Origin of the sequence: Thalassospira sp. (genome assembly GCF_040218635.1) — a bacterium.
Taxonomy (GTDB): domain Bacteria; phylum Pseudomonadota; class Alphaproteobacteria; order Rhodospirillales; family Thalassospiraceae; genus Thalassospira.
Map to the genome: position 1 here is coordinate 34,856 of NZ_JAVJRB010000014.1, position 23,309 is coordinate 58,164.

The 23,309-nt window shown below is 51.2% G+C and carries 23 protein-coding genes; 13 read left to right on the forward strand and 10 right to left on the reverse strand.

Translation table 11 applies throughout. The features are described 5' to 3' along the window. Position 1: 1 nt before the first annotated feature. The 8 genes from RIC05_RS20595 to RIC05_RS20630 all read right to left on the reverse strand — a co-directional run bounded on the left by RIC05_RS20595 (position 2) and on the right by RIC05_RS20630 (position 6,214). A complete protein-coding gene (locus RIC05_RS20595) occupies positions 2-730 on the reverse strand; it encodes an OmpA/MotB family protein (protein ID WP_350047779.1) in 729 nt (242 codons plus the stop codon). Continuing rightward, positions 730-1,590: a hypothetical protein gene (locus tag RIC05_RS20600; protein WP_350047781.1), complete on the reverse strand. Its 861-nt coding sequence runs from the start codon at positions 1,588-1,590 to the stop codon at positions 730-732. The genes RIC05_RS20595 and RIC05_RS20600 overlap by 1 nt, the downstream gene beginning before the upstream one ends. Positions 1,591-1,601: 11 nt before the next feature. Beyond that, entirely contained in the window at positions 1,602-2,249 is a 648-nt protein-coding gene (locus tag RIC05_RS20605) for a protein phosphatase CheZ (RefSeq protein WP_350047783.1), read from the reverse strand. 36 nt (positions 2,250-2,285) lie between these two features. Further along, positions 2,286-2,672: a response regulator gene (locus tag RIC05_RS20610; protein WP_008890394.1), complete on the reverse strand. Its 387-nt coding sequence runs from the start codon at positions 2,670-2,672 to the stop codon at positions 2,286-2,288. A 220-nt stretch (positions 2,673-2,892) separates the two neighbouring features. Continuing rightward, positions 2,893-3,612 carry a MotE family protein gene (locus tag RIC05_RS20615; protein ID WP_350047784.1) on the reverse strand — a complete coding sequence of 240 codons (720 nt, stop codon included), beginning with the start codon at positions 3,610-3,612 and terminating at the stop codon, positions 2,893-2,895. Between the two features lie 146 nt (positions 3,613-3,758). Further along, positions 3,759-4,505, reverse strand: a complete 747-nt coding sequence (locus tag RIC05_RS20620) for a DUF6468 domain-containing protein (RefSeq protein WP_350047786.1) — start codon at positions 4,503-4,505, stop codon at positions 3,759-3,761. Continuing rightward, positions 4,505-5,638: a flagellar motor switch protein FliM gene (fliM, locus tag RIC05_RS20625; protein WP_350047788.1), complete on the reverse strand. Its 1,134-nt coding sequence runs from the start codon at positions 5,636-5,638 to the stop codon at positions 4,505-4,507. The genes RIC05_RS20620 and fliM overlap by 1 nt, the downstream gene beginning before the upstream one ends. A gap of 42 nt (positions 5,639-5,680) precedes the next feature. Continuing rightward, the gene (locus RIC05_RS20630) at positions 5,681-6,214 is read right to left on the reverse strand and encodes a flagellar basal body-associated FliL family protein (protein ID WP_350043338.1); all 534 of its coding nucleotides are present in this window, start codon (positions 6,212-6,214) and stop codon (positions 5,681-5,683) included. A 547-nt stretch (positions 6,215-6,761) separates the two neighbouring features. On the opposite strand from RIC05_RS20630, the gene RIC05_RS20635 reads away from it, so the two are divergent. From RIC05_RS20635 to flgH, 4 genes are all read left to right on the forward strand, one after another. After that, a complete protein-coding gene (locus RIC05_RS20635; protein WP_350043339.1) occupies positions 6,762-7,535 on the forward strand; it encodes a flagellar hook-basal body complex protein in 774 nt (257 codons plus the stop codon). Positions 7,536-7,601: 66 nt separating this feature from the next. Beyond that, positions 7,602-8,387 carry a flagellar basal-body rod protein FlgG gene (gene flgG / locus RIC05_RS20640; RefSeq protein ID WP_350043340.1) on the forward strand — a complete coding sequence of 262 codons (786 nt, stop codon included), beginning with the start codon at positions 7,602-7,604 and terminating at the stop codon, positions 8,385-8,387. 117 nt (positions 8,388-8,504) lie between these two features. After that, on the forward strand, positions 8,505-9,500 hold the full coding sequence (gene flgA / locus RIC05_RS20645) for a flagellar basal body P-ring formation chaperone FlgA (protein ID WP_350047790.1): 996 nt from the start codon (positions 8,505-8,507) through the stop codon (positions 9,498-9,500). 103 nt (positions 9,501-9,603) lie between these two features. Then, the gene (gene flgH / locus RIC05_RS20650) at positions 9,604-10,377 is read left to right on the forward strand and encodes a flagellar basal body L-ring protein FlgH (RefSeq protein WP_350047792.1); all 774 of its coding nucleotides are present in this window, start codon (positions 9,604-9,606) and stop codon (positions 10,375-10,377) included. A 262-nt stretch (positions 10,378-10,639) separates the two neighbouring features. Here flgH and dksA read toward each other — a convergent pair whose 3' ends face one another. Continuing rightward, positions 10,640-11,056, reverse strand: a complete 417-nt coding sequence (dksA, locus tag RIC05_RS20655) for an RNA polymerase-binding protein DksA (protein WP_350043343.1) — start codon at positions 11,054-11,056, stop codon at positions 10,640-10,642. A gap of 150 nt (positions 11,057-11,206) precedes the next feature. After that, positions 11,207-11,653 carry a flagellar assembly protein FliX gene (locus RIC05_RS20660; RefSeq protein ID WP_350047794.1) on the reverse strand — a complete coding sequence of 149 codons (447 nt, stop codon included), beginning with the start codon at positions 11,651-11,653 and terminating at the stop codon, positions 11,207-11,209. Positions 11,654-12,026: 373 nt separating this feature from the next. On the opposite strand from RIC05_RS20660, the gene RIC05_RS20665 reads away from it, so the two are divergent. The 9 genes from RIC05_RS20665 to RIC05_RS20705 form a co-directional block, all read left to right on the forward strand. Further along, positions 12,027-13,169 carry a flagellar basal body P-ring protein FlgI gene (locus tag RIC05_RS20665; RefSeq protein WP_350047796.1) on the forward strand — a complete coding sequence of 381 codons (1,143 nt, stop codon included), beginning with the start codon at positions 12,027-12,029 and terminating at the stop codon, positions 13,167-13,169. Positions 13,170-13,171: 2 nt separating this feature from the next. Then, positions 13,172-13,516, forward strand: a complete 345-nt coding sequence (locus RIC05_RS20670) for a rod-binding protein (RefSeq protein ID WP_350059771.1) — start codon at positions 13,172-13,174, stop codon at positions 13,514-13,516. Between the two features lie 2 nt (positions 13,517-13,518). Then, complete coding sequence (locus tag RIC05_RS20675; protein WP_350047800.1) at positions 13,519-13,983, forward strand: hypothetical protein; 465 nt, start codon at positions 13,519-13,521, stop codon at positions 13,981-13,983. 17 nt (positions 13,984-14,000) lie between these two features. Then, entirely contained in the window at positions 14,001-16,409 is a 2,409-nt protein-coding gene (gene flgK, locus RIC05_RS20680; RefSeq protein ID WP_350047802.1) for a flagellar hook-associated protein FlgK, read from the forward strand. A 27-nt stretch (positions 16,410-16,436) separates the two neighbouring features. After that, the gene (locus tag RIC05_RS20685; protein ID WP_350047804.1) at positions 16,437-17,666 is read left to right on the forward strand and encodes a flagellin N-terminal helical domain-containing protein; all 1,230 of its coding nucleotides are present in this window, start codon (positions 16,437-16,439) and stop codon (positions 17,664-17,666) included. A 101-nt stretch (positions 17,667-17,767) separates the two neighbouring features. Then, a complete protein-coding gene (gene fliW / locus RIC05_RS20690; RefSeq protein WP_350043350.1) occupies positions 17,768-18,238 on the forward strand; it encodes a flagellar assembly protein FliW in 471 nt (156 codons plus the stop codon). A 15-nt stretch (positions 18,239-18,253) separates the two neighbouring features. After that, entirely contained in the window at positions 18,254-20,551 is a 2,298-nt protein-coding gene (locus RIC05_RS20695; protein ID WP_350047806.1) for a tetratricopeptide repeat protein, read from the forward strand. 271 nt (positions 20,552-20,822) lie between these two features. After that, a complete protein-coding gene (locus RIC05_RS20700) occupies positions 20,823-21,995 on the forward strand; it encodes a flagellin N-terminal helical domain-containing protein (RefSeq protein WP_350047808.1) in 1,173 nt (390 codons plus the stop codon). Between the two features lie 417 nt (positions 21,996-22,412). Continuing rightward, positions 22,413-23,309, forward strand: an 897-nt coding sequence (locus RIC05_RS20705; RefSeq protein WP_502989563.1) for a flagellin N-terminal helical domain-containing protein, incomplete at its 3' end; no start/stop codon positions are given.

Here is a 23,309-nt window from a genome sequence, read left to right on the forward strand (position 1 = left end):
CTTACGTGCCTCCGATCCCGCTTCCCCCATGAGGTTCGATAACAATATCGACCCGACGCGCCATTGCAAAACGCGCATCCTCATCTATTAACTTAGGAAGCTGGTCGTATCTTGATGCAGCAAATCCGTAAATATTTATGTAATCTGTGTAACCTGATTTTTTCAATTCGTTGGCAACAGCACCGGCACGGGCCAAAGAAAGTTCCCAATTCGATGCATATTTACCACGACCACTGAGCGGGCGCGGGTCCGTATGACCCTGCACACCAATGCGGTTACCAATATTTCGCAGCACACCACCAAGCACAAACAAGGCCTGCTGCGCCTGTGCTGTCATCTCGGAACTGCCCGCGACAAATAAAATATCGCCCGGCAGTGATATCACCAGCTTATCGGCGTCGCGCGACATCCGCGCATCCCCTAGAACCTGATTATCGTCAATCGCATCGTCAATCACCGCACTGAGATAATCCAGGTTCATCGCCGGTTTGCGATAAACACGCGGAATATTCAGGCTTGCCATTGGTTCGTCGTTTTCTTCCTTCGGTGCCGGCTTGATACTTTGCGAGAGCGAATCAACAACTTCATCCCAACGGTCAATCTTGACCTTGGACATGGCAAACAACATCACGAAGAATGTCAGCAACAGCGAAATCAGATCAGCAAGGCTCAGCATCCAGACCGGAGGTCCGGACGGGCCAGCATCCTTTTTGACTTCTTCTTCAGCCATTAGCTACCTCCCCCGGCTTGCGGCCCAAGCGGAATAGGTTGATTAACAGCGGGCTGACCAGCGCCCGGCAAAGGAATTGTCATGCGTTGCGGGATCAACTGCGCCGGTGCCGGTATGCCAGTACCACTGCCACCCTGTGCTGGCGCAGGTGTCTGACCATTACCGGGTGCAGTTGTTTTTTCAATCGGCTCTGGCGGTTCTTTTGGACCAAAGGTCCAAAAGAACCGGAAGGTCACAATAAACGGATCCGCACCGGGGTCGATCCCGACATAGAGACGGTCTTCGGGGGCACCAACATCAATCAGTTCGCGCGCAAAGGACCCTGCGCGGGCGATCTGCAGATTATTTTCAATCTCGATGGAACCCTTTGCCCCGATCTCACTGCCCATGACCATTTCCATCTCATAGGAAGCATAGCCTTCTTCATCGGCCAGCACTTCTGCCAGTTGCTGCATGAAGTCCGCCTGACGTTCCCGGATCAGGATGGAATTGGGATCAAAAAGCTGTTCCACATGCATGATGATTTCCATCAGCTTGCCCGGCTGGATCACTTGAACACGCACCACTTTAATGGCGGTGTCAAACAGATGACCGAGCTTTTCCTGCATGTCTTCAGCCGCAACCACAGGCCCCTCGATCGAGGTCACGGTTTGCAGGCTGGTCGTTGGTGGAAGGATGGACGCGAATGCAGAGGAAAGGCTTTCCTGCACTTCGCGTGTTTTGACCTCTTCAAAGGTCGAAATGGTATTGAGCAGAATAAAGAAAGCAAGAAGCAAAAGATAGAGCGCCAAAAACAACGCCACCGCCCCGTTTGACGGGGGAGATGGTGGTGTTGGTCCGTCGTCTTCTATCTCCGCCATATCAACGCCACTTAATTAAACATCGCGTCGATGTCTGCCTGCGATACGCCTTTGCCTTCAAGTTGCGGCCCGTTGAGCAGCGCCTCTTCGCCTTCGGCTTCTTTTTTCTTCTTGGGGTTTGCTGCGGCGTATTTGGCGATTTCTTCACCAAAAGCAGCCACAAGCCCCTCAACGCGTTCTTCGATGGATTTCAAAGCCTTGATAACTTTGGTCGTCCGCTGTCCGGTAATATCCTGGAAGTTGCAGGCTTCATAAACCCGCATCGTCGCACCGGTGACAATTTCTGCCTGTTCGGGTGGCAGTGTCGATGCGAATTCTTCCAGTGCATCCATGGCATCAAGAATTTCATGGGTAGCCCCGGCTGTTGCATCCACAATCGCGTCCAATTCGTCGGTCGCATTGGGAATGTACTCAGCCTTGATATCGTCGGGACGAAGCGAAGCAATTTCGGACTTCATCTTGCGAATAATGCCCGAAAGTTCGTCAAGCTCGCCAAACAGGCGTTGCTGATCGTCGGACGGCTTATCACCCATAAAGCGTGACAGCTGATCCATCAGCTCAGACAGTTGTTCGACCTTCAGATCATCGCCATCAAGACGTGCCCGAAGATCATTTAACAGCTGCCGGAGGTCGTCCTTGGACGCTTTCGCTTTGGACATAGGCGGTATCGCGGGACAAATGTCCCGCGCTCCTGATCAGAAATCACCAATAACAGTCTTCATTTTACCCTTCAACGTCTCAGCGTTGAAGGGCTTGACGATGTAATTCGATACACCGGCTTTTTTAGCCATGACGACGTTTTCGGTTTTGGCTTCTGCCGTAATCATGATGAAGGGCATATCCTTCAATTTGGCATCTGCACGGACTTCCTTAAGAAGCTGAAGACCGGTCATCGGCTCCATATTCCAATCGGAAATCACAAGACTGAAAGGAGCTTCACGCAGCTTACGAAGCGCCATGCTACCATCAGTCGCTTCTTCGATATTCGTAAAGTTGAGCTGCCGCAAAAGGTTACGGATGATACGCAACATTGTTTTGTAATCATCGACAATCAGGATCGGCATATTCGGATCGACGGCCATTCACAACTCCATCAGCTATCTGATCTCTCACCCTTGCCACACATTCGCATGTATAGTCGCAAGGCCCCTAATAATCGTGATGTACATATTTAATAATGGTTAATCAAGATTTTTAACCAGTGATAAAAATGTGCCATCACATTGACTATTCTCGAAAAACTGCCCGTTCTCTTTCTTTTAAACTCTCACAAAGAACGGTCAATCTTTTGTTCAGCTGCCCCTATTGCAGCGGCAGCATATTAATATCTTGCTTATATGCCAGTTCCGAGGTCAGAGCCCGCGCCCGTTCCGGGGTCATTTGTGACAGGACCGCTGCGGTATTTGCTTCGCGCATGCCCAAGGCCACTTGCAAGAGAATGTCCATATCAAGATCGTTCCAGATACGGGCAGCGTCTTTTGGTTTCATCTTCTCGTAAACACTGATCAGCTTTTTGATGCGATCATCTTCCTGCACTTCCTTGGTCTCGACCAAACCTTCGATGGCCATTTTCAAGGATTTCATTTCTTCGATTTTGGCATCAATCCGGGCTTCGGCCGCGGCAATCAGGCTTTCACGCTCGTCAAGGCGCTGCTCTTTACGATCAAGCTCCCCACGGCGCACCGAAAGGTTCTGCAACAGGTCAATTTCTTCCTGGGTAAACAGGGTCGGATCCCCCCCAAGGGTCGGCGGGACGTCAGATTCCCCGTTTAACGGATCACCTTCCATGGTCATCCCGGCAGGATCATCAAGGCCAAGCGCGCCATTTTCCGGTGTTGCGGCCTCTTCGGCGGCAGGATCGGTTGCCGGTGCTTGCGCACGTGCGGTTTGCACCATGCTCACAGCAGCGGGCTCAGGCGTCACGGCAACATCCGTACTTCCCGAGAACAGGTTCACCACCCGCATTGACAACACCATCAGCCCAACAAGGATAACTAATGGTAAGATACGCACACCAGACATTTACTCACCTAAGCAATTTGGCACACTGTGCCCATGCTCCTTCCCACTTGAATTCTTTTATTCTAACAGAATGACATCACTCTCTTTAGATAAAAAGAAATGTCATGATGACAAGGGCGCGACATCCCCGACTTCATTCAGAACAATCAGCGAACCGACCGCAAAGCGGCAAGCAATTCGCGTTCGGCTTCTGAACGACCGGCATCTTCGTCCTGATCATACATATCAGAACCCGACAGCCCTTTGTTACCCCCGCCAGAGAAACGATCCAGATCATCATACCCGCCAGAATCACCGCCAACCGACCGATCATCACGGTCATGGCGATCATTGCTCATGCCTTTTGAACCACGCTCAATGTCCCCCACCATCCGGGCAGCGAGTTCTTCGGCACGGGTTTCGACACCAACCCGATCACGATCATCTATGATGTCAGGACGATCTTTGCCCGCTCCTCTTGATCCGCCAGAACCGCCGCCGTTCCCGGCACCGGCCGGACTTGATGCGTTTCTGGCTGCTGAAATATTGACTTGCTCATGTCCAGCCCCGGCATTACCGGAACGGCGGACAGCGTTAACGTCGCTTGCGGCCTTTTCAAGACGGTTGGCAATGCTTTCGCCGCGATCAACCATGAAGGTCAGGTCTTCGTTCAGCGCACTTGCCTTTTCGATATCTTCGCGCAGTCTTTCGCCAGACTGCTCAGCCATATCCTTAAGCGCATTGATCGAGGTTTCAGCCCGTTCATTCGCAGCATTAAAAGCCGTCAGGAAATTTTGCATATCTTCGCGGCTGCGGCGGAACGCCGCAAGCTTGCGGTTTAAAATCACCGCATACACAATCGTCGCCACCAGCAGGACGATCATTACAATGTCCAGATAGAACGCGAAGTCCATCACTTCTCTTCCTCGTTTATGCGCGCACGATCACGAACCTGAATAGCGATCCTGTCACCCTTGCGCCCCATCATTCCCTTAAACAGAGGAACGTCGCCACACCTTACTTCGACAGGCGATGTCGGACTGGTATTAAGAACCAGACGGTTGCCGACTTCAAGATTGATGACATCACCCAGCAGCATCACCTGTTCATCAAGCACAGCTAATAGGTTTACATGGGTCTGCCACAGTTCATTTGCGAGGTGGTTTTCCCAGATAGAGTCACGACCGAACTTTTCCCCCATGAACATCTGAAGCAGAAGTTCACGAACCGGCTCCAGCGTTGCATACGGGATCAACAGTTCAAGACGACCACCGCGATCTTCCATATCAATCCGCAATTTCGCGACAATCGCGGCATTGGCATGACGGGCAATCGTCGCAAAACGCGGGTTTGTTTCAAGACGCTCAAACCGGAACGTTACCGGGCTTAACGGGTCAAACGCAGCCGAAAGGTCACCAAGGACCACGTGGATCATACGTTCAACAAGGTTGCGTTCAATTGTGGTGTAAGGGCGACCTTCAATACGCATTGCGGCCGTACCGCGACGCCCGCCCAACAGAACGTCCACGATCGAATAGATCAGTGCGGAATCAACGGTCAGAAGTCCGTAGTTATCCCATTCTTCGGCCTTGAAAACACCCAGCATCGCCGGCAACGGGATTGAGTTCAGATAATCGCCAAAACGCAGCGACAGGATGTTATCAAGCGAGACTTCAACGTTGTCCGATGTAAAGTTACGCAGTGACGTCGACATCATCCGGACAAGGCGGTCAAACACGACTTCAAGCATCGGAAGTCGTTCATAGGCCACCATCGACGAGTTGATAATCGCCTGAATGCCCGACTGATCGCCGGCACCTGAACCGTCATCAAAACCAAGAAGACTATCGATCTCATCCTGGTTCAGAACGCGCGCAGATGTGCCTCCAACGGCAGGTTCGTCTTCGCCTTCTTCATCCTCGTCACCGAGCATGGATTCCCATTCGGCGGCCATATCCTCGCCGCCGTCATCTCCACCACCATCGTCATCGCCTGCCATGGCTTCCCATTCAGCGGCGAGTGCATCATCATCGTCATCATCAGCCATCAGCGATTACTTCCTGATTTAGGCATTTGGGCTGCTACAAGCTTATTGTACCAGCATTTCCTTGAACAGAACGTCGTTAATTTTCGCCGGTTTGGCAGCAGCACTAACACGTATCATCAACTCTTCGCGCAATCGGAACATCCCTTCCGATCCTGACAAATCTTCTGGTCGCAATTCACGAAGATAAACCTGAAAGTTGTCAACAATGCGCGGCATCATTGCCTCGACCTGCGGCAACATGGCCTGATCGGCGACTTCCAGACTGACACGGATTTTAAGGTAGCTTTGCTTGCCACCGCCCGTATTCAGGTTGACCAGAATTTCCGGCAGATCGACAAACCCGACATTTTCCGGAACCCCCGGGGCCTCTTCGATTGAATCTTCAGAGATCACTTCTTCGGTCTGCGTCCCGTCGCCGCCGGTCAGCATATCAATCACCGGCTGAAGCAGCCCGGTAAAATACGCTGCGGCAGCACCGCCGAGTAAAAGCAGGACAAGCAAAATGACCACGACCAGCATCTTCTTGCTGCGGCCACCACCTTCGTCCATTTCAATTTCGTCGGATTCTTCGCCCATCGCTTCGCAAATTCCTGCTTTTGAAGTTCTGCCGTCATATCCAGCAAACACTGTGCCGGATTAACAGCCATAACGCTATCACGTTAAAAATCCGTTTCGCTCCCGATTGCTAAGGCAAAGCCCCGATTTCCCCTGCATGACATCTGATGATCCACCCGACAATCAAAAAGCCCCGTCGCCAGACCAATCAAAATGACGCGCCTGCGCTGAGCCAACGTTACATTTTACCCGCAAGCTTGACAGGTGAAACACACCAAATCGCTAATATTTGCAAGCTTCTGGCGCTTGACCGGCCTTGCAGACACCTTATTTGGGGTCGCGCCTTAGATCCCTTTTGAGGCTGTGTAGCCTTATCTAGTGGCGTCACTCGGAAACTTTATCCCCTTGCGGCAAGGACGTTGCGGCAGTTTCTGCCAAACACGACCAAAATCGCCCGGCAACAAATGCCGGACAGATATTTTTATGTTTATTTTCAAATACTTGATCTTATTGGCACGGCTTTCGCATTTGTGTTGAGCAGAATTGCAGCCCCACAAGGGAATGGACCATGGAAAATATTTCATACATCGCACTGTCACGCCAAAAGTCGCTGCGCAGCATGATGAACAATATCTCGCAGAATCTGGCGAACATGAACACGACCGGATACAAAGAACAGCGGATGATGTTCACCGACTGGGTGGCAAAAAACGGCGATGCCCCATTCCGTGGCGAACGCGAGATTTCTCTTGTGCAGGACATATCGCAATACCGTGACACCACGGTTGGCAATATTGAACATACCAACCGACCACTTGATGCGGCACTTAGCCAGCCGGACATGTTCTTTGCTGTCGAAACCCCGTCAGGTACACAATACACCCGCAATGGTAACTTTACACTCGATCCCGGCGGACAATTGATCACCAATGATGGCTACCCGGTCCTAAGTGATGGGGGGCAGCCGATCTTCTTCAACGAGGCGGACGGCCAGATTGAGATCAAAGGCGATGGCACTGTTTCAACCGACATTGGCCAGATCGGCAAATTGCAGGTTGTCACGGTTGATAATGTCCAACGCATGATCGTTACCGGCGACACACTTTACCGCGCACCGACAGAGCTCGATGACGATGCTGACGAAGTAGAAGTCAATGTCGAAATCGTTGAAAATCCGGGCATTGTGCAAGGTGCACTTGAGAAATCCAACGTCAATCCAATCGGCTCCATGACGCAGATGATTGATGTTCTGCGGACCTATCAGTCGGTCACCCGTTCTCTTGAAAGCGAGAACGAGCGGATGCGCAACATGATCAATAAACTTGGGGATATTCGCGCCTAAGCGGTCGCCGACCCCCGATAGAACGAAATTTTAGCGCAAGCTTAGCGCAATCGAAGGAGAAGACAGATGCGGTCACTTGATATCGGCGCTTTGGGGATGCAGGCTCAGTCCATTAACGTGGATGTAACGTCGCACAACATCGCCAACATGACGACGACTGGTTATAAACGCCAGCGCGCAGAATTTCAGGACCTGCTGTATCAGGATCTGCGTCGTGCGGGGTCCCCGTCTTCAGATACCGGCACCATCGTCCCGACCGGCGTTCAGGTTGGTCTGGGTGTAAAAACCGCGGCCATTGGTCGTTACATGGGCCAAGGCACGCTGCAATTGACCGAAAACGAACTGGATATTGCCATTCAGGGGCGCGGTTACTTCCAGATCGATCTGCCGAGTGGCGAAACCGCCTATACCCGTGATGGTACGCTCAAGCTTGATGCTTCTGGCGCACTTGTGACCAAGGATGGCTATGCCGTTCAACCGGGCATCACAGTGCCAGATAACGCAACATCGGTAACGATCAACAGCACCGGTGAAGTCTACGCCGAGATTGATGGTCAGGTTGCCTTGCAAAATCTGGGGCAAATTCAGCTTGCCACCTTTATCAACCCACCGGGCCTTGATGCACTTGGAGACAACTTGTTCCTTGAGACAGAGGCATCAGGTCAGGCAAATACCGGGGTGCCGGGTGATGTTGGTGTTGGTACGGTTCAGCAAGGGTATCTTGAATCATCAAACGTCAACGTGGTTCAGGAAATCACCAACCTCATCAAGGCACAACGTGCCTATGAGATGAATTCCAAATCAATCTCGACCACCGATGAGATGATGAGCGCAGTCAGCAACCTGCGTTAATATCGTGAACTGGATACAGGCTTTGTTTTGCGCAAGTCGCGGTCTTGCTGGTCGCGAACTTGCGCAAACTGTATTTACGCGATGTATACCGTTACGTGGTATAGTAGCCGCATGAAGATGAAGATAAAGAATATAATCCTCTCGCTCGCATTATTGTCACTCGGTCTTTCGACAGAGGGTGCCTTCGCGCAATCCTCCCAAGGAAGCAATTCGCGCAATGCTCAGCAGATCACTGAAAACATCCTGCTGAAACCTGATGCGCTGATTGACGGCGAATATGTGACACTTGGGGATATCTTTTCGGGCATAGACCCACAACAAGCAGACATTGCCGTTGCCCATGCACCGCAACCGGGCAAACAGGTTGTTCTCGATTATCGATGGCTTTATGGCATTGCCCAGCGGCACAGCGTGACCTGGCGTCCACGCACAACAGCCGATCAGGTTGTTATTACCCGGGCAAGTCAGACCATCACGATCGATGAAATACGGGACGCAGTTGAAATTGCCCTGATCGACCACGGCGTTCAACAACCCTTTACGGTTGACCTTTCAAGCGAAAACTTCCAAATCCACCTTCCGGTTGATGCTCTTAATGACGTTACGATTAGCGCCATTGAATTAAATTCCCGTACGCAACGGTTTGTCGCCAGTGTTACAACCGGCGAACAAACCGCACAGCAGCGCACATACCGGATCAGCGGCAAATATTACCCCCTGTCAACAGTCCCGGTATTGGTAGAACCCGTATCGCGCGGGCATATTATCCGCCCGGATCAGGTCGAATATCGCGATTTCCGATCTGAACGCGTGCCGTCGAACGCAATCCGCGACATCAATGATGTAATCGGCAAGGAAGTCATTCGCCCGACCAACCCGAACGAGCCGATGATGTTCCGTGACTTGACCAGTCCGATCCTCGTTCGGCGTGGCTCCTTGGTTATCATTCGCCTGGTTACGGCCAATATGTCGTTGACCGCACGGGGAAAAGCCCTTGAAAACGGTTCCAAGGGTGACGTGATCCGGGTGATCAATCAATCAAGCAACAAAACCATTCAGGTAGAAGTTGTTGCCGAAAACGAAGTCCGCGCCCTGCCCGCCATGTCGCAGTAACCACGGTCGAGCACGCTTTCGACCCGGCAAGCTTTTCCTCCACAACCTTTATGTAACTGGCATGGTCCTTGCGTAGAGATACGCAGGAACCCAGGAGGAACTTATGCCCGGCAAATATGCACAGATATCATGGCGGCGTGTCGCCATTGTCACCGGACTGATCAGCGCGACAGCCTTGCTTTCAGGCTGCAACGCGATGAAACGACTGTCTGAAGTTGGCGAACCACCGAAACTGTCGTCCATCGACAACCCGACCCAGTCCGAAAGCTATCGACCGGTAAGCTTGCCAATGCCTGCCCCGCAGGTCGCGGAAAGCAATCCAAACTCGCTTTGGCGTTCGGGCGCACGGTCGTTCTTCAAAGATCAACGTGCCAATCAGGTTGGTGATATTTTGACGGTCGTCGTTGAAATGTCCGATAATGCAAACCTGTCAAACAACACATTGCGGTCTCGCACCAATTCCGAAGATCTTGGCGTGCCCAATCTGTTTGGCCTTGAATCAGAATTTACCAAAGTCCTGCCCGAGGGGCTTGACCCGACCAACGCACTTAATATGTCGAGCAATTCGTCCAACCGTGGCAATGGCACGCTGGATCGAACCGAAGCAATCAACTTGCGCGTTGCCGCCATCGTCATTCAGATATTGCCCAACGGGAACTACGTTATTCACGGCCGTCAGGAAATCCGGGTCAATAGCGAAGTCCGCGAAGTTCAGATTGCCGGTGTGATTCGTGCGGCTGACATTAGCTCGGCCAATGAAGTCGGCTATGACAAAATTGCCGAGGCGCGCATTTCATATGGGGGCCGCGGAACGATTTCTGATGTCCAGCAGCCGCGCTATGGCAGCGAAGTTCTCGATATCATCTTACCGTTCTAACCAGTTGGGCGTACGAAAGGCTGATCCTTTTCCTGGTTCCGATCAGCCGACATAGCGCCATCATCTGAATACATCTTCAAAAGGCCGCCTTCGGGCGGTCTTTTCGTTTTAAAACAGATGGATAAATAAGGAAAAGCCCGGCCATAAAGACCGGGCTTTTTGATTTTGGTTATCCCTAACCAGTAATCTCCCACAAGGCCATGACGTTGCATGACGTGGATCGGGCGATGCCAGATCCCTATATTTTTTACACCCGGCGCGATCAATCGTCGCGACGTGTGCGCTCCATCCGTTCGTGGCGTTCCTGTGCTTCAATGCTCAGGGTCGCAATTGGACGAGCTTCAAGTCTTTTCAAGCTGATCGGCTCTTCGGTTTCTTCACAGTAACCGTATGATCCGTCTTCAATTCGACGCAAAGCAGCATCAATTTTTGAAATCAACTTCCGCGCCCTGTCACGAGTACGAAGTTCAAGTGACCGATCGGTTTCCGCAGACGCGCGGTCGCTCAGATCGGCTTCCTGAAGCCCGCCATCTTGCAGGTTCGCCAATGTTTCCGAAGATTCGTGCAGAAGTTCAGCCCGCCAAGCGAGAAGTTTCTGCCGGAAATATTCCCGCTGGCGCGGGTTCATGAACTCTTCGTCCTCAGCAGGACGATAGTCTGGTGGTAATGTGATAGTCATGTATGCCCTCTATACAGGACTCATCGATCGCGCGGCAATATAGATGCCGCACGCTAACGGCGCAAGCCGATTGAACAAATAAATCTTGATTTGCATTAAAACAGGCGGATTACTGCGGATTTTCGATGAAAAACACCAGAAATTAAACAGCTAAATCAGCCCTGAAACCTCTAGTTTCGCAAGCTCGACACGGGCACGCAGATCAATCTCGTCTAAAACCGCAGACAGTTCCGGATCATCAATCGTTTCGCGCTGCTGATCCATCAAGCCAACCAGCTGCTGCAAGCGCGGCCCTGATAGCGCCCCGCTCAGCAAACCATCGCGAACGGCTTCAAGCTGCTCAAGCATGCTTTTGGCCCTTAATACCGCAGCTTTTTTCGGAGAATCGAGCGCATCACCGTTTTGCTGCAAAGCCAGCAACGCATCAAGTGCGCTTACGGATCCGGAACTATGAACACCCGATGCACCACCAGTTTCACCAGACGAACCAACAGAACGCATGGCATCAGCAAAACCACTGCCGCCACCAGACGTGCCTGACGATTTTTTGCGTGATGTTCCGCCCGCATTGGTCGCCTTGGAACCGCTAACCTTCATGACCCGTTTCCGTTCTGTTGTGGTACTATCTTGTAATCATTGTGGTCAGTTTATTCTTTCAAAAAAACCGACCGTGCGGCCAGATCAGGAACAATCCCGACCACCGCGCTTACGTTACTTATAGAGTCTCCCTCAATCACGGGAACCGCGCAACGGGAAAAAAATGCCGGGTAGACACAAACAGGATGCCCCAATGGTCCCCATATCTGCATTTAACCGTGTTTTTTCGCAGTTTCCAGCGAGCGGGGCATCACCAGCCCCGGAAAGCCTCAGTTGGCACGATTTTCGCAGATAAGCTTGCAAACGCGGTTCAATGATCAATCGCACCATTTGCCGGATGCCTCGCATCCCAAGTCAAAGCGGAACACAGAATATGATCACAGGTCTTGGCAAAATAGCACGTAAAGCGACATTGACTGTCGCATTGGGAATGCTCGCCCTGACGCAGCTTACCCCTGCACATGCACAATCACGTATTAAAGACATCGCCGATTTTGAAGGCGTACGTGACAACATGCTGGTTGGGTATGGCCTTGTGGTTGGTTTGAACGGCACGGGCGACGATCTTGGCGATGCAGAATTTACCCGCCAGAGCATGGTCGCCATGCTCGAACGTTTGGGTATCAATGTTCGCGAACAGATCGAAGATGTTGATTCTGATAACATTGCGGCCGTTATGGTCACCGCAACGCTGCCACCATTTTCCCGTCAGGGTGCGCGTATCGATGTCAGCATCAGCGCAATCGGCACATCTGAAAGCCTTCAGGGCGGCACACTTCTTGTGACCCCGATGGTCGGTGCGGACGGCGAAGTTTATGCTGTTGCACAGGGTAACCTTGCTGTTGGTGGTTTCTCCGCAGGTGGCAATGCCGAAACCATTGTGAAGGGTGTTCCGACATCGGCACGTATTGCAAGTGGCGGCATCGTTGAACGCGAAATCGACTTCAACCTGAATTCCATGCAAGACATGTCGGTTATCTTGCGCAACCCGGATTTCACCACAGCACGCCGCATCTCCGATGCAATTAATGCCTATCTTGGTGAAGTTTCTGCGCGTGCAAGTGATCCGGGCACAGTTCGCCTGAACATACCGGACCGCTACGACCAAAATGTCGTCGCCCTTTTGACCGACATTGAACAGCTTCGCGTTGAACCCGATCAGATCGCCCGTGTCGTCATTGACGAAAACACCGGCACCATTGTTATGGGTGAAAATGTCCGGATTAACCGTGTCGCAATTGCCCAGGGCAACCTGACCATCCGAGTAACCGAAAGCCAACAGGTTTCTCAGCCATCACCGTTTTCTGATGCAGGCACAACCGAGGTTGTCGACCGCACCAATATTGAAGTCGATGAAGACGAAGACAACCAGCTTGGCGTTCTTGAAAGCGGCGTTAGCCTTCAGGAACTGGTCAATGGCCTGAACAGCCTTGGCGTTGGACCACGCGACATGATCACTATTTTGCAAGCAATCAAGACATCTGGCGCCCTTCAGGCTGAAATCGAGGTGATGTGATGATGACCGACGGCGCAACTGCCATGATGGCGCAGGCTCAGGCCAGCGCTCAGTACGGCTCTCAGAACAACATGACCTCGCGGATGAACGCGCTTACCGATGGCCACATCAAGACCGAAGACGAAGCCCGCGAGTCCGGCAAAGAATTCGAATCAATGTTTCTAGGTCAGATGCTCAGCCACATGTTTGAAGGTGTTCAGACCAACGAGCTTTTTGGCGGTGGGCACGGCGAGACAATGATGCGCTCCATGCTTGTAGATGAATACGCCAAAGAAATGACTCGCGCAGGTGGCATCGGAATTGCAGACGCTGTCACACGCGAAATCCTCAGAATCCAGGAGGGCTAAAAATGACCATTCAAGATTTGGTTACAGAGCTGAAAAGCGTCACTTACGACCTGATGTCCCTTCTGGAACGTGAAACCACGGGCCTGCGGACACTGGCACCGGCAGAATATGAACAGTTCCTGTCGGAAAAATCTGCCCTGTCGATGCAGTATGAGCAGTTGGTCGTTAAATTACGCGGCCAAGGTGAAGAACTTCGCGCCCTGCCCGAAGAAGACCGTGCTGAGCTGCGTGAACTTCAGGCCGAATTTCAAGAAGCTGCACGTCGCAACATGATTGCCCTTCAGACAGCAAAAGCCACCAACGAGCGGATGGTTCAGGCGATTGTCCGTGCGGTCAACGACAAGTCCAAAGAAGATTGCACGACATATAACCGTTCGGCACAAGCCAGCAAAGCATCGCTGGGCGGCTATGGCCGTACAATGAACAAGTCCTCCGGTGGCGCATATAGCGTCAATGAAACGCTTTAAGGGCAAAGGCACGTATTATGTCACTGACCCAGGCACTTAACACTGCGATTACTGGCCTTAACACGGCACAGACCCGTATTGCGATCACGTCTTCGAACATCTCGAACGTGAATACGGCGGGCTATTCACGAAAGATCGCAGGTCAGGAAACCCTTACCCTTGACGGCATCGGTGCCGGTTCTCAGGTTGCCGATATCTATCGTAACGTCAATGAAGGTCTGGTACGTGAAGTCCGCGGCGAGCTTGGCAAAGCCGGTCGCGAAGAAGTGCGCTTTGAATTCTTCCAGCGCGTTCAAACTCTGTTTGGCACGCCCCAGTCAGATGCGGCAATCAGCCAACGCATCAGCGACCTAGCCGATGCGTTTGAGCAGCTTGGCGTTACGCCGGATCAAACGTCCCCACGTATTGAAGCGATTGAAAGCGCCATTCAGGTAATGGAATCGTTCGAGAAGCTTTCAACCCAGCTTCAGGACATGCGTGATGATATTGATGACCAGATTACCGATGAAGTCGATAGTGCAAACACCCTGCTCAGCCAGATTGCAGATCTGAATACCGGTATTATCCGACTGACAAACCTTGAACAGCCGACGACCGAGCTTGAAGATCAACGCGACCAGAAATTGAACCAGCTGTCAAAAATCATCGACATTACAACCTTTACCCGCAGCGATGGCTCGATGGTGATCTATTCGGCTGCTGGCGCCAATACATTGCTGGACCGCACCCCAAACTCGCTTTCCTTTACCCAGACAGCCGGCTTCGAACCTGGCACGGGTGGTTCTGGATTGTCCTTAGACGGTGTAGACATTACCGATACGCTGCGCACAGGCACCCTCAAGGGCCTGTTTGAAATGCGTGATTCGGAAATTCCCGCACTCAATGATCAGATCAACGAACTTGCCGGTGAATTGCGCGATGCGATTAACGAAGAACACAACAAGGGCACATCCTTCCCGCCACCGACCAACCTGTCGGGAAACCGTACGGTCGCGACCAGTGACCCACTGACGGCAACCGGTGCATTCCGCGTTGCTGCACTGGATGCAGATGGGCAACTTATTGCGTCCGACAGTTGGTCAGACATAGCCCTTCCAACAACACCTGCGACGGTCCAGGGCATCATTGATGCAATCAACGGTTCGGACGCCGGTACTTATCTAACGGCATCACTGATTGACAATAAACTTGTCATTGAAGGTCAGGACGGTAACCGGGTCGCCATCAACGAGCTCGACAGTCAGATCACTACGGGTGACGGCCGTCAGCAAGGCATGTCGCATTATTTTGGATTGAATGATTTCGTTGCGACAGCCAAAAGTTCTGACACGATCACCTCGACCGCGCAAAGCAGCTCAACCACAGCCCTCAATGCGACAGCAAGCTCATTCACGATTACAGCAGGATCCGGTGTTTTGGTTGGCGGTATTACGGTCAACTACACAGCAACCGATTCACTCGAAGACGTTCGCGATAGTATCCGCACCGCCCTTCAAGGGGCCGGCATGACAGTTGCTGATTCCGAAAGTACTGCTTTCATCGTCGAAGATGGCGACAGGTATCGCTTGGTGGTCGAGTATACTGCTAATATCTCGATCAATGATTCCGGCACCATGTCTGCAAAGATCGGCCTGACCGAAGATCAGCCCAGCCTTGCTGGCAACATGAATGTCTCCTCAGCCATTCAGAATGATCCGTCACGTATTGTCCGTGGTCAGATGAATGCTGACACTTACAAAACTTCCAACGCAGTCGTTGACCCGGATGCTGCAATTCCAAACCTTGGCCCACTTGTTCCGCCGCCATTGAACTACACCCTGACTGTCAGCGGTGCCTTCACTGACGTTGATATCGATTATGACACAACGACTTCACTGCAAGATATTGCAGATGCGATCAATAACAGTGCGACCTTGACCGATAACAACATCACCGCTGACGTTATCTTCGACAGTCAGGCTGGCGGATACAAACTCAGCATTACAGATGCGGATGGCGATCCATTTTATTTCAGTGATGATGGTCTGCCCAATGCAGATGCGATCACCACTGTGCTGGGCCTTGGCATCGAATTCGGCGTTCACGAAGGTGACAACAGTGCTGCACTATCACTAAGCAATACCTTTGAACGAACCGATATCCAGTTTGAAGCAACAGATGGCCTTTCGAGCAAACGCACATCCTTGACCGACTTTGCGGCCAGCATTGTCGCGACCGCTGCGACCCGAACCAAAGTTGCTGAAAACGCCTATGAATTCCAATCCAGCCTTGTAACAGATCTGAGCACCCGCATCCAGAACGAGGCAGGCGTGAACCTTGATGAAGAAATGTCAGATTTGATCATCTTCCAGCGCGCCTACACCGCATCGGCCCAAGTCATTTCGACGGTTGATGAAATGTTTGATGCATTGCTCAATGCAGTTTAAACTGCGGCTTAGAATAGTGAGGACGCCATGGTATCTCGTGTCGCAACCTATACAAACCATACGCTGCTTTCGGATCTCGCGATCCGGAACGCATCGCGCGTAACTGATCTACAAAACCAGGCATCAAGCGGCTATAAATCGCGCAACTACGCCGGTATTGCTGACAGCACACAGCGCCTGCTGAATCTTGAGGGTGAGTATACCCGTACCGAGCAGTATCTGCGCAACACCACGCAAACCAAGTTGCGTTTGCAAAGCATGGAATCTGCTGTTGACAGTATGATTACCGTTGCAACGCAGATGAAAACACTGCTGATTCAAGCCAGCTCAAACCTGCAGGCTGCTGACGTTAATGTGCGCAGCCAGGCAACTCAGGCACTTGAACAGATTGCTAACTTGCTTAATGCAAACTTGGATGGCCGCTATCTATTCTCAGGTGGTCGCTCAGAAGAACCTGCAGTTGACATTGAAAAAATGTCCGCGCCGGACAATTATATGAGTTCGAGTGATAACGATCTCACCAACTCGACAACACTAGCCGGCTTGACAGTAACCTCCGGGCAACTTCAGATCGTCAGCACTGACGTGAATGGCAACAGCGTTACCTCAACGGTGAACTATAATGCCGCCACCGATGACATCGACGATATCATGACTGCGATTAACAGTGTCACGACCAACGGTGCAATAGCATCATTACGTGGCTTGGGTGGGGAAGGCACGACGCGCTTAAACATCGAGAATGTTGGCAATGGGTCGATAACAATCACTGAAACTGGTGCAGGGGATCTGTTGACCGTTCTGGGAATGGAAAAGATTCCCAATCCGCGCGAAGATACAGACTACTATAATGGCGACCAGCAGGTCTTGGACGTGCGGGTCGATGACCGATATAATGTATCTTATGGCATTTTGGGCGACAACCCAGCCTTCCAGAAGTTAATTCAAGGGCTTGGCATTGCAGCGGGCACGGAAGATGAAGATGCGTTGGTCGTTGCCATTGGCTTTGTTTCGCAAGCCATTGAAGATCTGCCTAACGTACAGGGTCAGATCGGACTTGATATCGCCAATATTGAACGCTTTGAAACACGCCACGAAGATTTCAAAGTGTTTGCCGCACAAGCAATCAGCGACATTGAAACAGTCGATGTGCCGCTGACACTTGCCGAACTTACACAGCACGAAACAGCCTTGCAGGCGAGCTTTATCGCAATATCACGGGCAGCAGATTTATCGTTGGCTAACTATTTGCGCTGATTACATTGATTAGTGAAATGTATTTTTAACTGTTTTGCTGGCCTAATACTCTCAACACAGCGTTCAAACAAAACCTTACGACCGTCGGAGTATCACGGGATATGGAAACCGAAAACGTCGCCGATAACGAAACCCCTGAATCGGTCACCGTGGAAACACGATTTGGCGACATTGAATTCAGTTGGGACAAGGGCATTTATATGCCTGTGGGCCTTCTTGGCTTTCCGGATCATCACGTATTTGGGCTGGCCAACATCCCAAATTCGGCCCTTGATCAGTTTAAACTTTATCAAAGCCTGACAGATGCCAATCTGTCCTTCTTCGTCGCGCCATACAATATGGAAAGCGATGTTTATGACGATAAGGATTTGATGATCGCTCAGAAAAGCCTCGCGATCAGCGCTTCAGATATGGCAATCTTGATGGTTGTTACCATTCGCAGTGCGCCAGGCGGAAAAGGCGTTTCGATGTCAACGAATGTCCGCGCACCAATCATTGTCGATACAGGGCGCCAGGTAGCATGGCAGCATGTCATGAGCAATGATCGCTACCCTGTACAATTGGACCTTTAAAAGACAAGGCACCAAATGAACAGAAGTGAACGCCGACGCAACGAAAAAAAATCCCGACAAAGCACTTCGCAAGCAACAACGCGGCCACCCTCGGCCGCGTTGCCTGTAATTTCAGAAGAAATACAACAGCTTCTTTCTGTCGGAAAAAAGCATCATGCTAACGGTGATTTGTCAAATGCCGTGAAAACATATGCTCAAATCCTGTCAGTTGACCCAAAACAGCCGACGGCACTTTATTTACTAGGGGTCGCGTTCCTGCAATCTGGTCAAAATGATAAGGCGGTGGAATTCTTACAGAATTCACTCTTTGTTTTTCCCGATAACGCAGAAGCAAACAACAATCTGGGCGTCGCGTTAAACGCGACCGGAAAAACGGCAGATGCAGAAGAAAGCTATCGCCGCGCCATTGCGATAAAGCCAGATTATGCCGCAGCGTATAAAAATCTAGGCGCCCTTTTAGCATCCAACGACAAGCTTGAGGCAGGCCTTGAATGCTATCGCAAAACAGTGAACCTTGCCCCGAACAATGCCGAAGGCCACAAGGCCATTGGTGATATCCTGACCAAACTACAAAGATACGAAGAAGCTCTTGCAAGCTATCTGAATGCGCGGGCCATCAATCCGATGGACGCTGATGTGCTTACGTCAGCGGGTATCGCTCTACAATTCCTGTCACGTCATCAGGAAGCTCTGAAACTTCATAGCCAGGCGACAAACTTCTCCCCTAATGAGGAGCGCCACTGGACAGCCTTTAGCGATTGCGTTTCAGGCATGGCCTTTTCAAGCACCAATGATGGCCTTGAAGCTTCTTTGTTGGCACTCCTTGAAAAGAATGAGTTGTCACCAGCAACCCTGATGTTCCCAATTGTCAGCGCCTTAAGACATCGCGAGGAGTTTGCACGCCTTCTTGACACGTCCAACACGATGTCGGGCGATGACCCATCATTGCTGAGCAACATTAAGGTTCTAACGCAATCCCAACTTTTTATGCGTTTGCTTGTCCGCGTACCGATCGCCGACTTACGGATAGAAAGACTTTTGACGACCCTTCGTCGGGTTTTACTTTCCAAAACGTCGCAGAGCGATCATCTCGACGGCGAGATTGATTTCATCGCGGCACTGGCACAACAGTGCTTTATTAATGAATATGCCTACGCCATCGACGAGGAAGAACAAAAGAATCTTGAAGATCTGAAATTCCGGATCGAAGGACTGATTGCGCAACATCACGATGTTTCGCCATACTTATGGTTGCTTGTCGGCTGTTACGAACCTCTAAAAAATATCCCGTGGAAATCGGACATATCAGTAACTGAACATGACGATCAAATCTCGCAAGTCTATCGCTTACAAGTCGCTGAACCAGCGACCGAAAGAGAATTAAGCGAGACAATCCCACAAATCACAGAAATACAAGACGCCACCTCGCAAAGTGTTCGCGCACAGTACGAGGAAAACCCGTATCCTCGCTGGGTTCACACGTCTCGTCTAACACCAAAGCCCATAAAAGATGTGCTCTGTGCCCCGCCTCTTTCTTTCAAGCTGGAAGATTACATTGCACCTCAAACCCCTGATACTCTCGTTGCAGGTTGCGGAACCGGTCAACATGCGATTCAGGCTGCATCACGTTTTTCAGGCACGAAAGTAACTGCCGTCGATCTGAGCTTGGGAAGCCTTTCTTACGCGTTCCGCAAAACACGCGAGATGGGCTTAAAAAACATCGAATACATTCAAGGCGACATTCTCCAACTCGGCAAGATTGGCAAACAGTTCGATATGATTGAATGCGGGGGCGTTCTTCATCATATGGCCGAGCCACTTAAAGGGTGGGAGGTTTTAGTTAGCCTTCTACGTGATGGCGGCTTGATGAAGATCGGGCTTTATAGTGAAAAAGGCCGACCAGATATCATCGCCGCCCGCAATTTCATTGAACAAGGCGGATATGGTTCATCCGCTTCCGAAATCCGGCGTTGTCGGCAAGATATCATCGCGGCTGCTGAAAAAGGAAATCCTGAACTGATACAACTTTGCATGCGAGGCGACTTTTATAGCCTAAGCCCATGTAGAGATTTGATTTTTCACGTGCAGGAACATCGCTTTACCATTCCCAAAATAGCGCGCGCCCTAGATACACTGGGACTAGAATTCATCGGATTTGAAACGCCTACACCGCAAACACTGGTTCAATTTAGAAAAGAAAACCCCAAATGCCCCAAGAGCCTAGTGCTTGATCGGTGGCATCGGTTTGAGGAACGCTTTCCTGATACCTTCAGGGGTATGTACCAGTTCTGGTGTCGCAAAATTGCACGGTAAATTTTGCCCACCACCTTCATGGGTAAGTTTTACACAATGTAACAACGTAATATTAAAGTTTTCTTTAGTATTGCGGAATCCAAGCAAGACAACACTTAAACCCAAAAACTGGCACAACTATTGCGTTCACAATCTCCAGATAGTACGATAATGCTCAGGATTGCATTCTGAGCAACGGGCTTGCGGATAGTTTCCGAATTGCCACACAGCCCGGTGATGCACTGGTAACAAGTGAAGACCCGTCGCACGCAACTAACGTAGGAATAGAAAGATGGCTCTCAATATCATTTCCAACTATGCCGCCAACGTTGCTCACCGCAACCTGAGCAATTCAGATGAAATGGCGACCCGTTCGCTTTCAAAACTTTCATCAGGCACACGCGTTGTCTCTGCGCGCGACGATGCGGCCTCGATGGCAATTGGTGCCCGCCTGAATTCACAGGTGGAGGCACTTAAAACTGCCACGGTCAACGTTGGGCAGGCAAATTCGATGCTCCAGATCGCCGATGGCGGCATGTCAACCATCAACGATGTCTTGACCCGCATGAAAACTTTGGCGGTTCAGGCCGCATCAGACAACTTGTCAACCACCGAACGTGGTTTCCTGAATGACGAGTTCCAGGCACTTGACCAAGAGGTCTCTCGTGTTGCGGACTCAACGTCCTTTAACGGCGTCAATTTGCTTTCTGGTCAGACAACCTTTGGTGTGGACCCTGGCGCAGTTGGCACAAACATTCAGGCTGCCGACGGCATCGCAGCCTTCACCATCAACAGTGATGCGGGCCTTGTCGCAGCTGATACGATCTCGATTACCTTCGACAACGCCACCAACATCATGACCCTTACAAATACCAACCAGGCGAACTTCTCGCAATCGGTTGATTTGGACGACATTGGTGTTACTGCTTTGGCCGGTGCCCAGACCGCAGACGTTGAATTCGGTGCACTTGGCATTACGCTTACCCTGAACTCCGCATTCGCCTTTGGTACTGACATCACCGCCAACAATACGTTTGACGTTGCAGCTCAGACCGGTCCTGCCGCACTGACCTATCAGATCGGCGCTGGCAACAATGCTGCGGTCGACCGCCTTACCTTCAACCTTACATCGGTTAGCTCAGCAGCACTTGGTGTTGCAGCCCTTGATATTAGTACGCTTGCAGGCGCGCAAGCTGCTATAACAGGTGTTGATACCGCGATTGACACCCTGCAGACCGCACGCTCCAACGTTGGTGTGGGCCAGAACCGTCTTGACTTCGCAGCCAAAAACTTGGCCTCGTCGCAAGAAAACAACGAAGCGGCCCGTTCAACACTGATGGACCTTGACGTTGCTGCGGAAATGACCCAATTCACCTCCAAGCAGATTTTGGTTCAGTCCGGCGTTGCTATGCTGGCACAAGCCAACCAGATGCCGCAGAACCTGCTGCGCCTGCTTCAAGGTTAAGTTCTGCTTCCTCGCAATGAAGCAGAAAGTCAAATTGAATTATGACAGGAGGGCTCGCATTCGAGCCCTCCTTTGTTATCTCGGTCTTATACATATAGTAGAAATTGAATGATTAGCTCCCCATCTAGCCGATTCGTGAAACCGATCAAAATTGACTACTTTTACGCAACCACGCCAACACAAGCTCGACCACACGGCGTTAAAATCTGGCACCAAATACCAATAACACTTTGATTCTACTAATTAATTTTAAATTCACTTTTTGCTAGACAGTGAAACCACACATTAGGTATATTTCAACTTACTAAAACACCCGTCATCGTGTGATCAGGAAGATATTTTCGATGGCAGTCTGGCAATGTCGCCAGACCTTGAATAGCAGAAGCTATTTCGAGCTATCCATGTAGGAGAGATAAAATGGCTCTTAATATTATTTCCAACTACGCCGCCAATGTTGCTCACCGTAACCTGAGCAATTCTGATGAAATGGCGACCCGTTCCCTTACCAAACTGTCTTCTGGTACCCGTGTCGTTTCTGCGCGTGACGATGCTGCCTCCATGGCGATTGGTGCTCGCCTGAATTCACAGGTTGAAGCTCTTAAAACTGCGACGGTTAACGTTGGTCAGGCAAACTCGATGTTGCAGATTGCCGATGGCGGCATGTCTACCATCAACGACGTTCTGACCCGTATGAAAACTTTGGCGGTTCAGGCCGCATCTGACAACTTGTCGACCACCGAACGCGGCTTCCTGAATGACGAGTTCCAGGCACTTGACGCCGAAGTATCCCGTGTTGCTGACTCGACTTCTTTCAACGGCATTCAATTGCTTTCTGGTCAGACGACCTTTGGCGTCGACCCGGCGGCTGTTGGCCTCGCCATCGAAGCTGCCGACGGTTTTGCTGGCTTCACGATCAACAGTGATGCGGGCCTTGTTGCTGCAGATACGATCTCGATTACCTTCGACAACGCGACCAACATCATGACCCTGACCAATACCAATCAGGCGAACTTCTCGCAGTCGGTTGACTTGGACGATATTGGTGTTACCGCTTTGACTGGCGCACAGACCGCCGACGTTGAATTCGGCGCCCTAGGGATTACCTTGACCCTGAACTCCGCATTCGCCTTTGGTACTGACATCACCGGCAACAACACGTTTGACGTTGCAGCCCAGACCGGTCCTGCCGCACTGACCTATCAGATCGGCGCTGGCAACAATGCTGCGGTTGACCGTCTTACCTTCAACCTGACATCGGTTAGCTCAGCAGCACTTGGTGTTGCAGCCCTTGATGTTAGCACGCTTGCGGGTGCA

What these genes read in the sequence shown, in the direction of transcription:
- RIC05_RS20595 (WP_350047779.1), bottom strand. Translation starts at nt 730, where the DNA reads ATGGCTGAAGAAGAAGTCAAAAAGGATGCTGGCCCGTCCGGACCTCCG.
- RIC05_RS20600 (WP_350047781.1), bottom strand. Translation starts at nt 1,590, where the DNA reads ATGGCGGAGATAGAAGACGACGGACCAACACCACCATCTCCCCCGTCA.
- RIC05_RS20605 (WP_350047783.1), bottom strand. Translation starts at nt 2,249, where the DNA reads ATGTCCAAAGCGAAAGCGTCCAAGGACGACCTCCGGCAGCTGTTAAAT.
- RIC05_RS20610 (WP_008890394.1), bottom strand. Translation starts at nt 2,672, where the DNA reads ATGGCCGTCGATCCGAATATGCCGATCCTGATTGTCGATGATTACAAA.
- RIC05_RS20615 (WP_350047784.1), bottom strand. Translation starts at nt 3,612, where the DNA reads ATGTCTGGTGTGCGTATCTTACCATTAGTTATCCTTGTTGGGCTGATG.
- RIC05_RS20620 (WP_350047786.1), bottom strand. Translation starts at nt 4,505, where the DNA reads ATGGACTTCGCGTTCTATCTGGACATTGTAATGATCGTCCTGCTGGTG.
- fliM (WP_350047788.1), bottom strand. Translation starts at nt 5,638, where the DNA reads ATGGCTGATGATGACGATGATGATGCACTCGCCGCTGAATGGGAAGCC.
- RIC05_RS20630 (WP_350043338.1), bottom strand. Translation starts at nt 6,214, where the DNA reads ATGGGCGAAGAATCCGACGAAATTGAAATGGACGAAGGTGGTGGCCGC.
- RIC05_RS20635 (WP_350043339.1), top strand. Translation starts at nt 6,762, where the DNA reads ATGGAAAATATTTCATACATCGCACTGTCACGCCAAAAGTCGCTGCGC.
- flgG (WP_350043340.1), top strand. Translation starts at nt 7,602, where the DNA reads ATGCGGTCACTTGATATCGGCGCTTTGGGGATGCAGGCTCAGTCCATT.
- flgA (WP_350047790.1), top strand. Translation starts at nt 8,505, where the DNA reads ATGAAGATAAAGAATATAATCCTCTCGCTCGCATTATTGTCACTCGGT.
- flgH (WP_350047792.1), top strand. Translation starts at nt 9,604, where the DNA reads ATGCCCGGCAAATATGCACAGATATCATGGCGGCGTGTCGCCATTGTC.
- dksA (WP_350043343.1), bottom strand. Translation starts at nt 11,056, where the DNA reads ATGACTATCACATTACCACCAGACTATCGTCCTGCTGAGGACGAAGAG.
- RIC05_RS20660 (WP_350047794.1), bottom strand. Translation starts at nt 11,653, where the DNA reads ATGAAGGTTAGCGGTTCCAAGGCGACCAATGCGGGCGGAACATCACGC.
- RIC05_RS20665 (WP_350047796.1), top strand. Translation starts at nt 12,027, where the DNA reads ATGATCACAGGTCTTGGCAAAATAGCACGTAAAGCGACATTGACTGTC.
- RIC05_RS20670 (WP_350059771.1), top strand. Translation starts at nt 13,172, where the DNA reads ATGACCGACGGCGCAACTGCCATGATGGCGCAGGCTCAGGCCAGCGCT.
- RIC05_RS20675 (WP_350047800.1), top strand. Translation starts at nt 13,519, where the DNA reads ATGACCATTCAAGATTTGGTTACAGAGCTGAAAAGCGTCACTTACGAC.
- flgK (WP_350047802.1), top strand. Translation starts at nt 14,001, where the DNA reads ATGTCACTGACCCAGGCACTTAACACTGCGATTACTGGCCTTAACACG.
- RIC05_RS20685 (WP_350047804.1), top strand. Translation starts at nt 16,437, where the DNA reads ATGGTATCTCGTGTCGCAACCTATACAAACCATACGCTGCTTTCGGAT.
- fliW (WP_350043350.1), top strand. Translation starts at nt 17,768, where the DNA reads ATGGAAACCGAAAACGTCGCCGATAACGAAACCCCTGAATCGGTCACC.
- RIC05_RS20695 (WP_350047806.1), top strand. Translation starts at nt 18,254, where the DNA reads ATGAACAGAAGTGAACGCCGACGCAACGAAAAAAAATCCCGACAAAGC.
- RIC05_RS20700 (WP_350047808.1), top strand. Translation starts at nt 20,823, where the DNA reads ATGGCTCTCAATATCATTTCCAACTATGCCGCCAACGTTGCTCACCGC.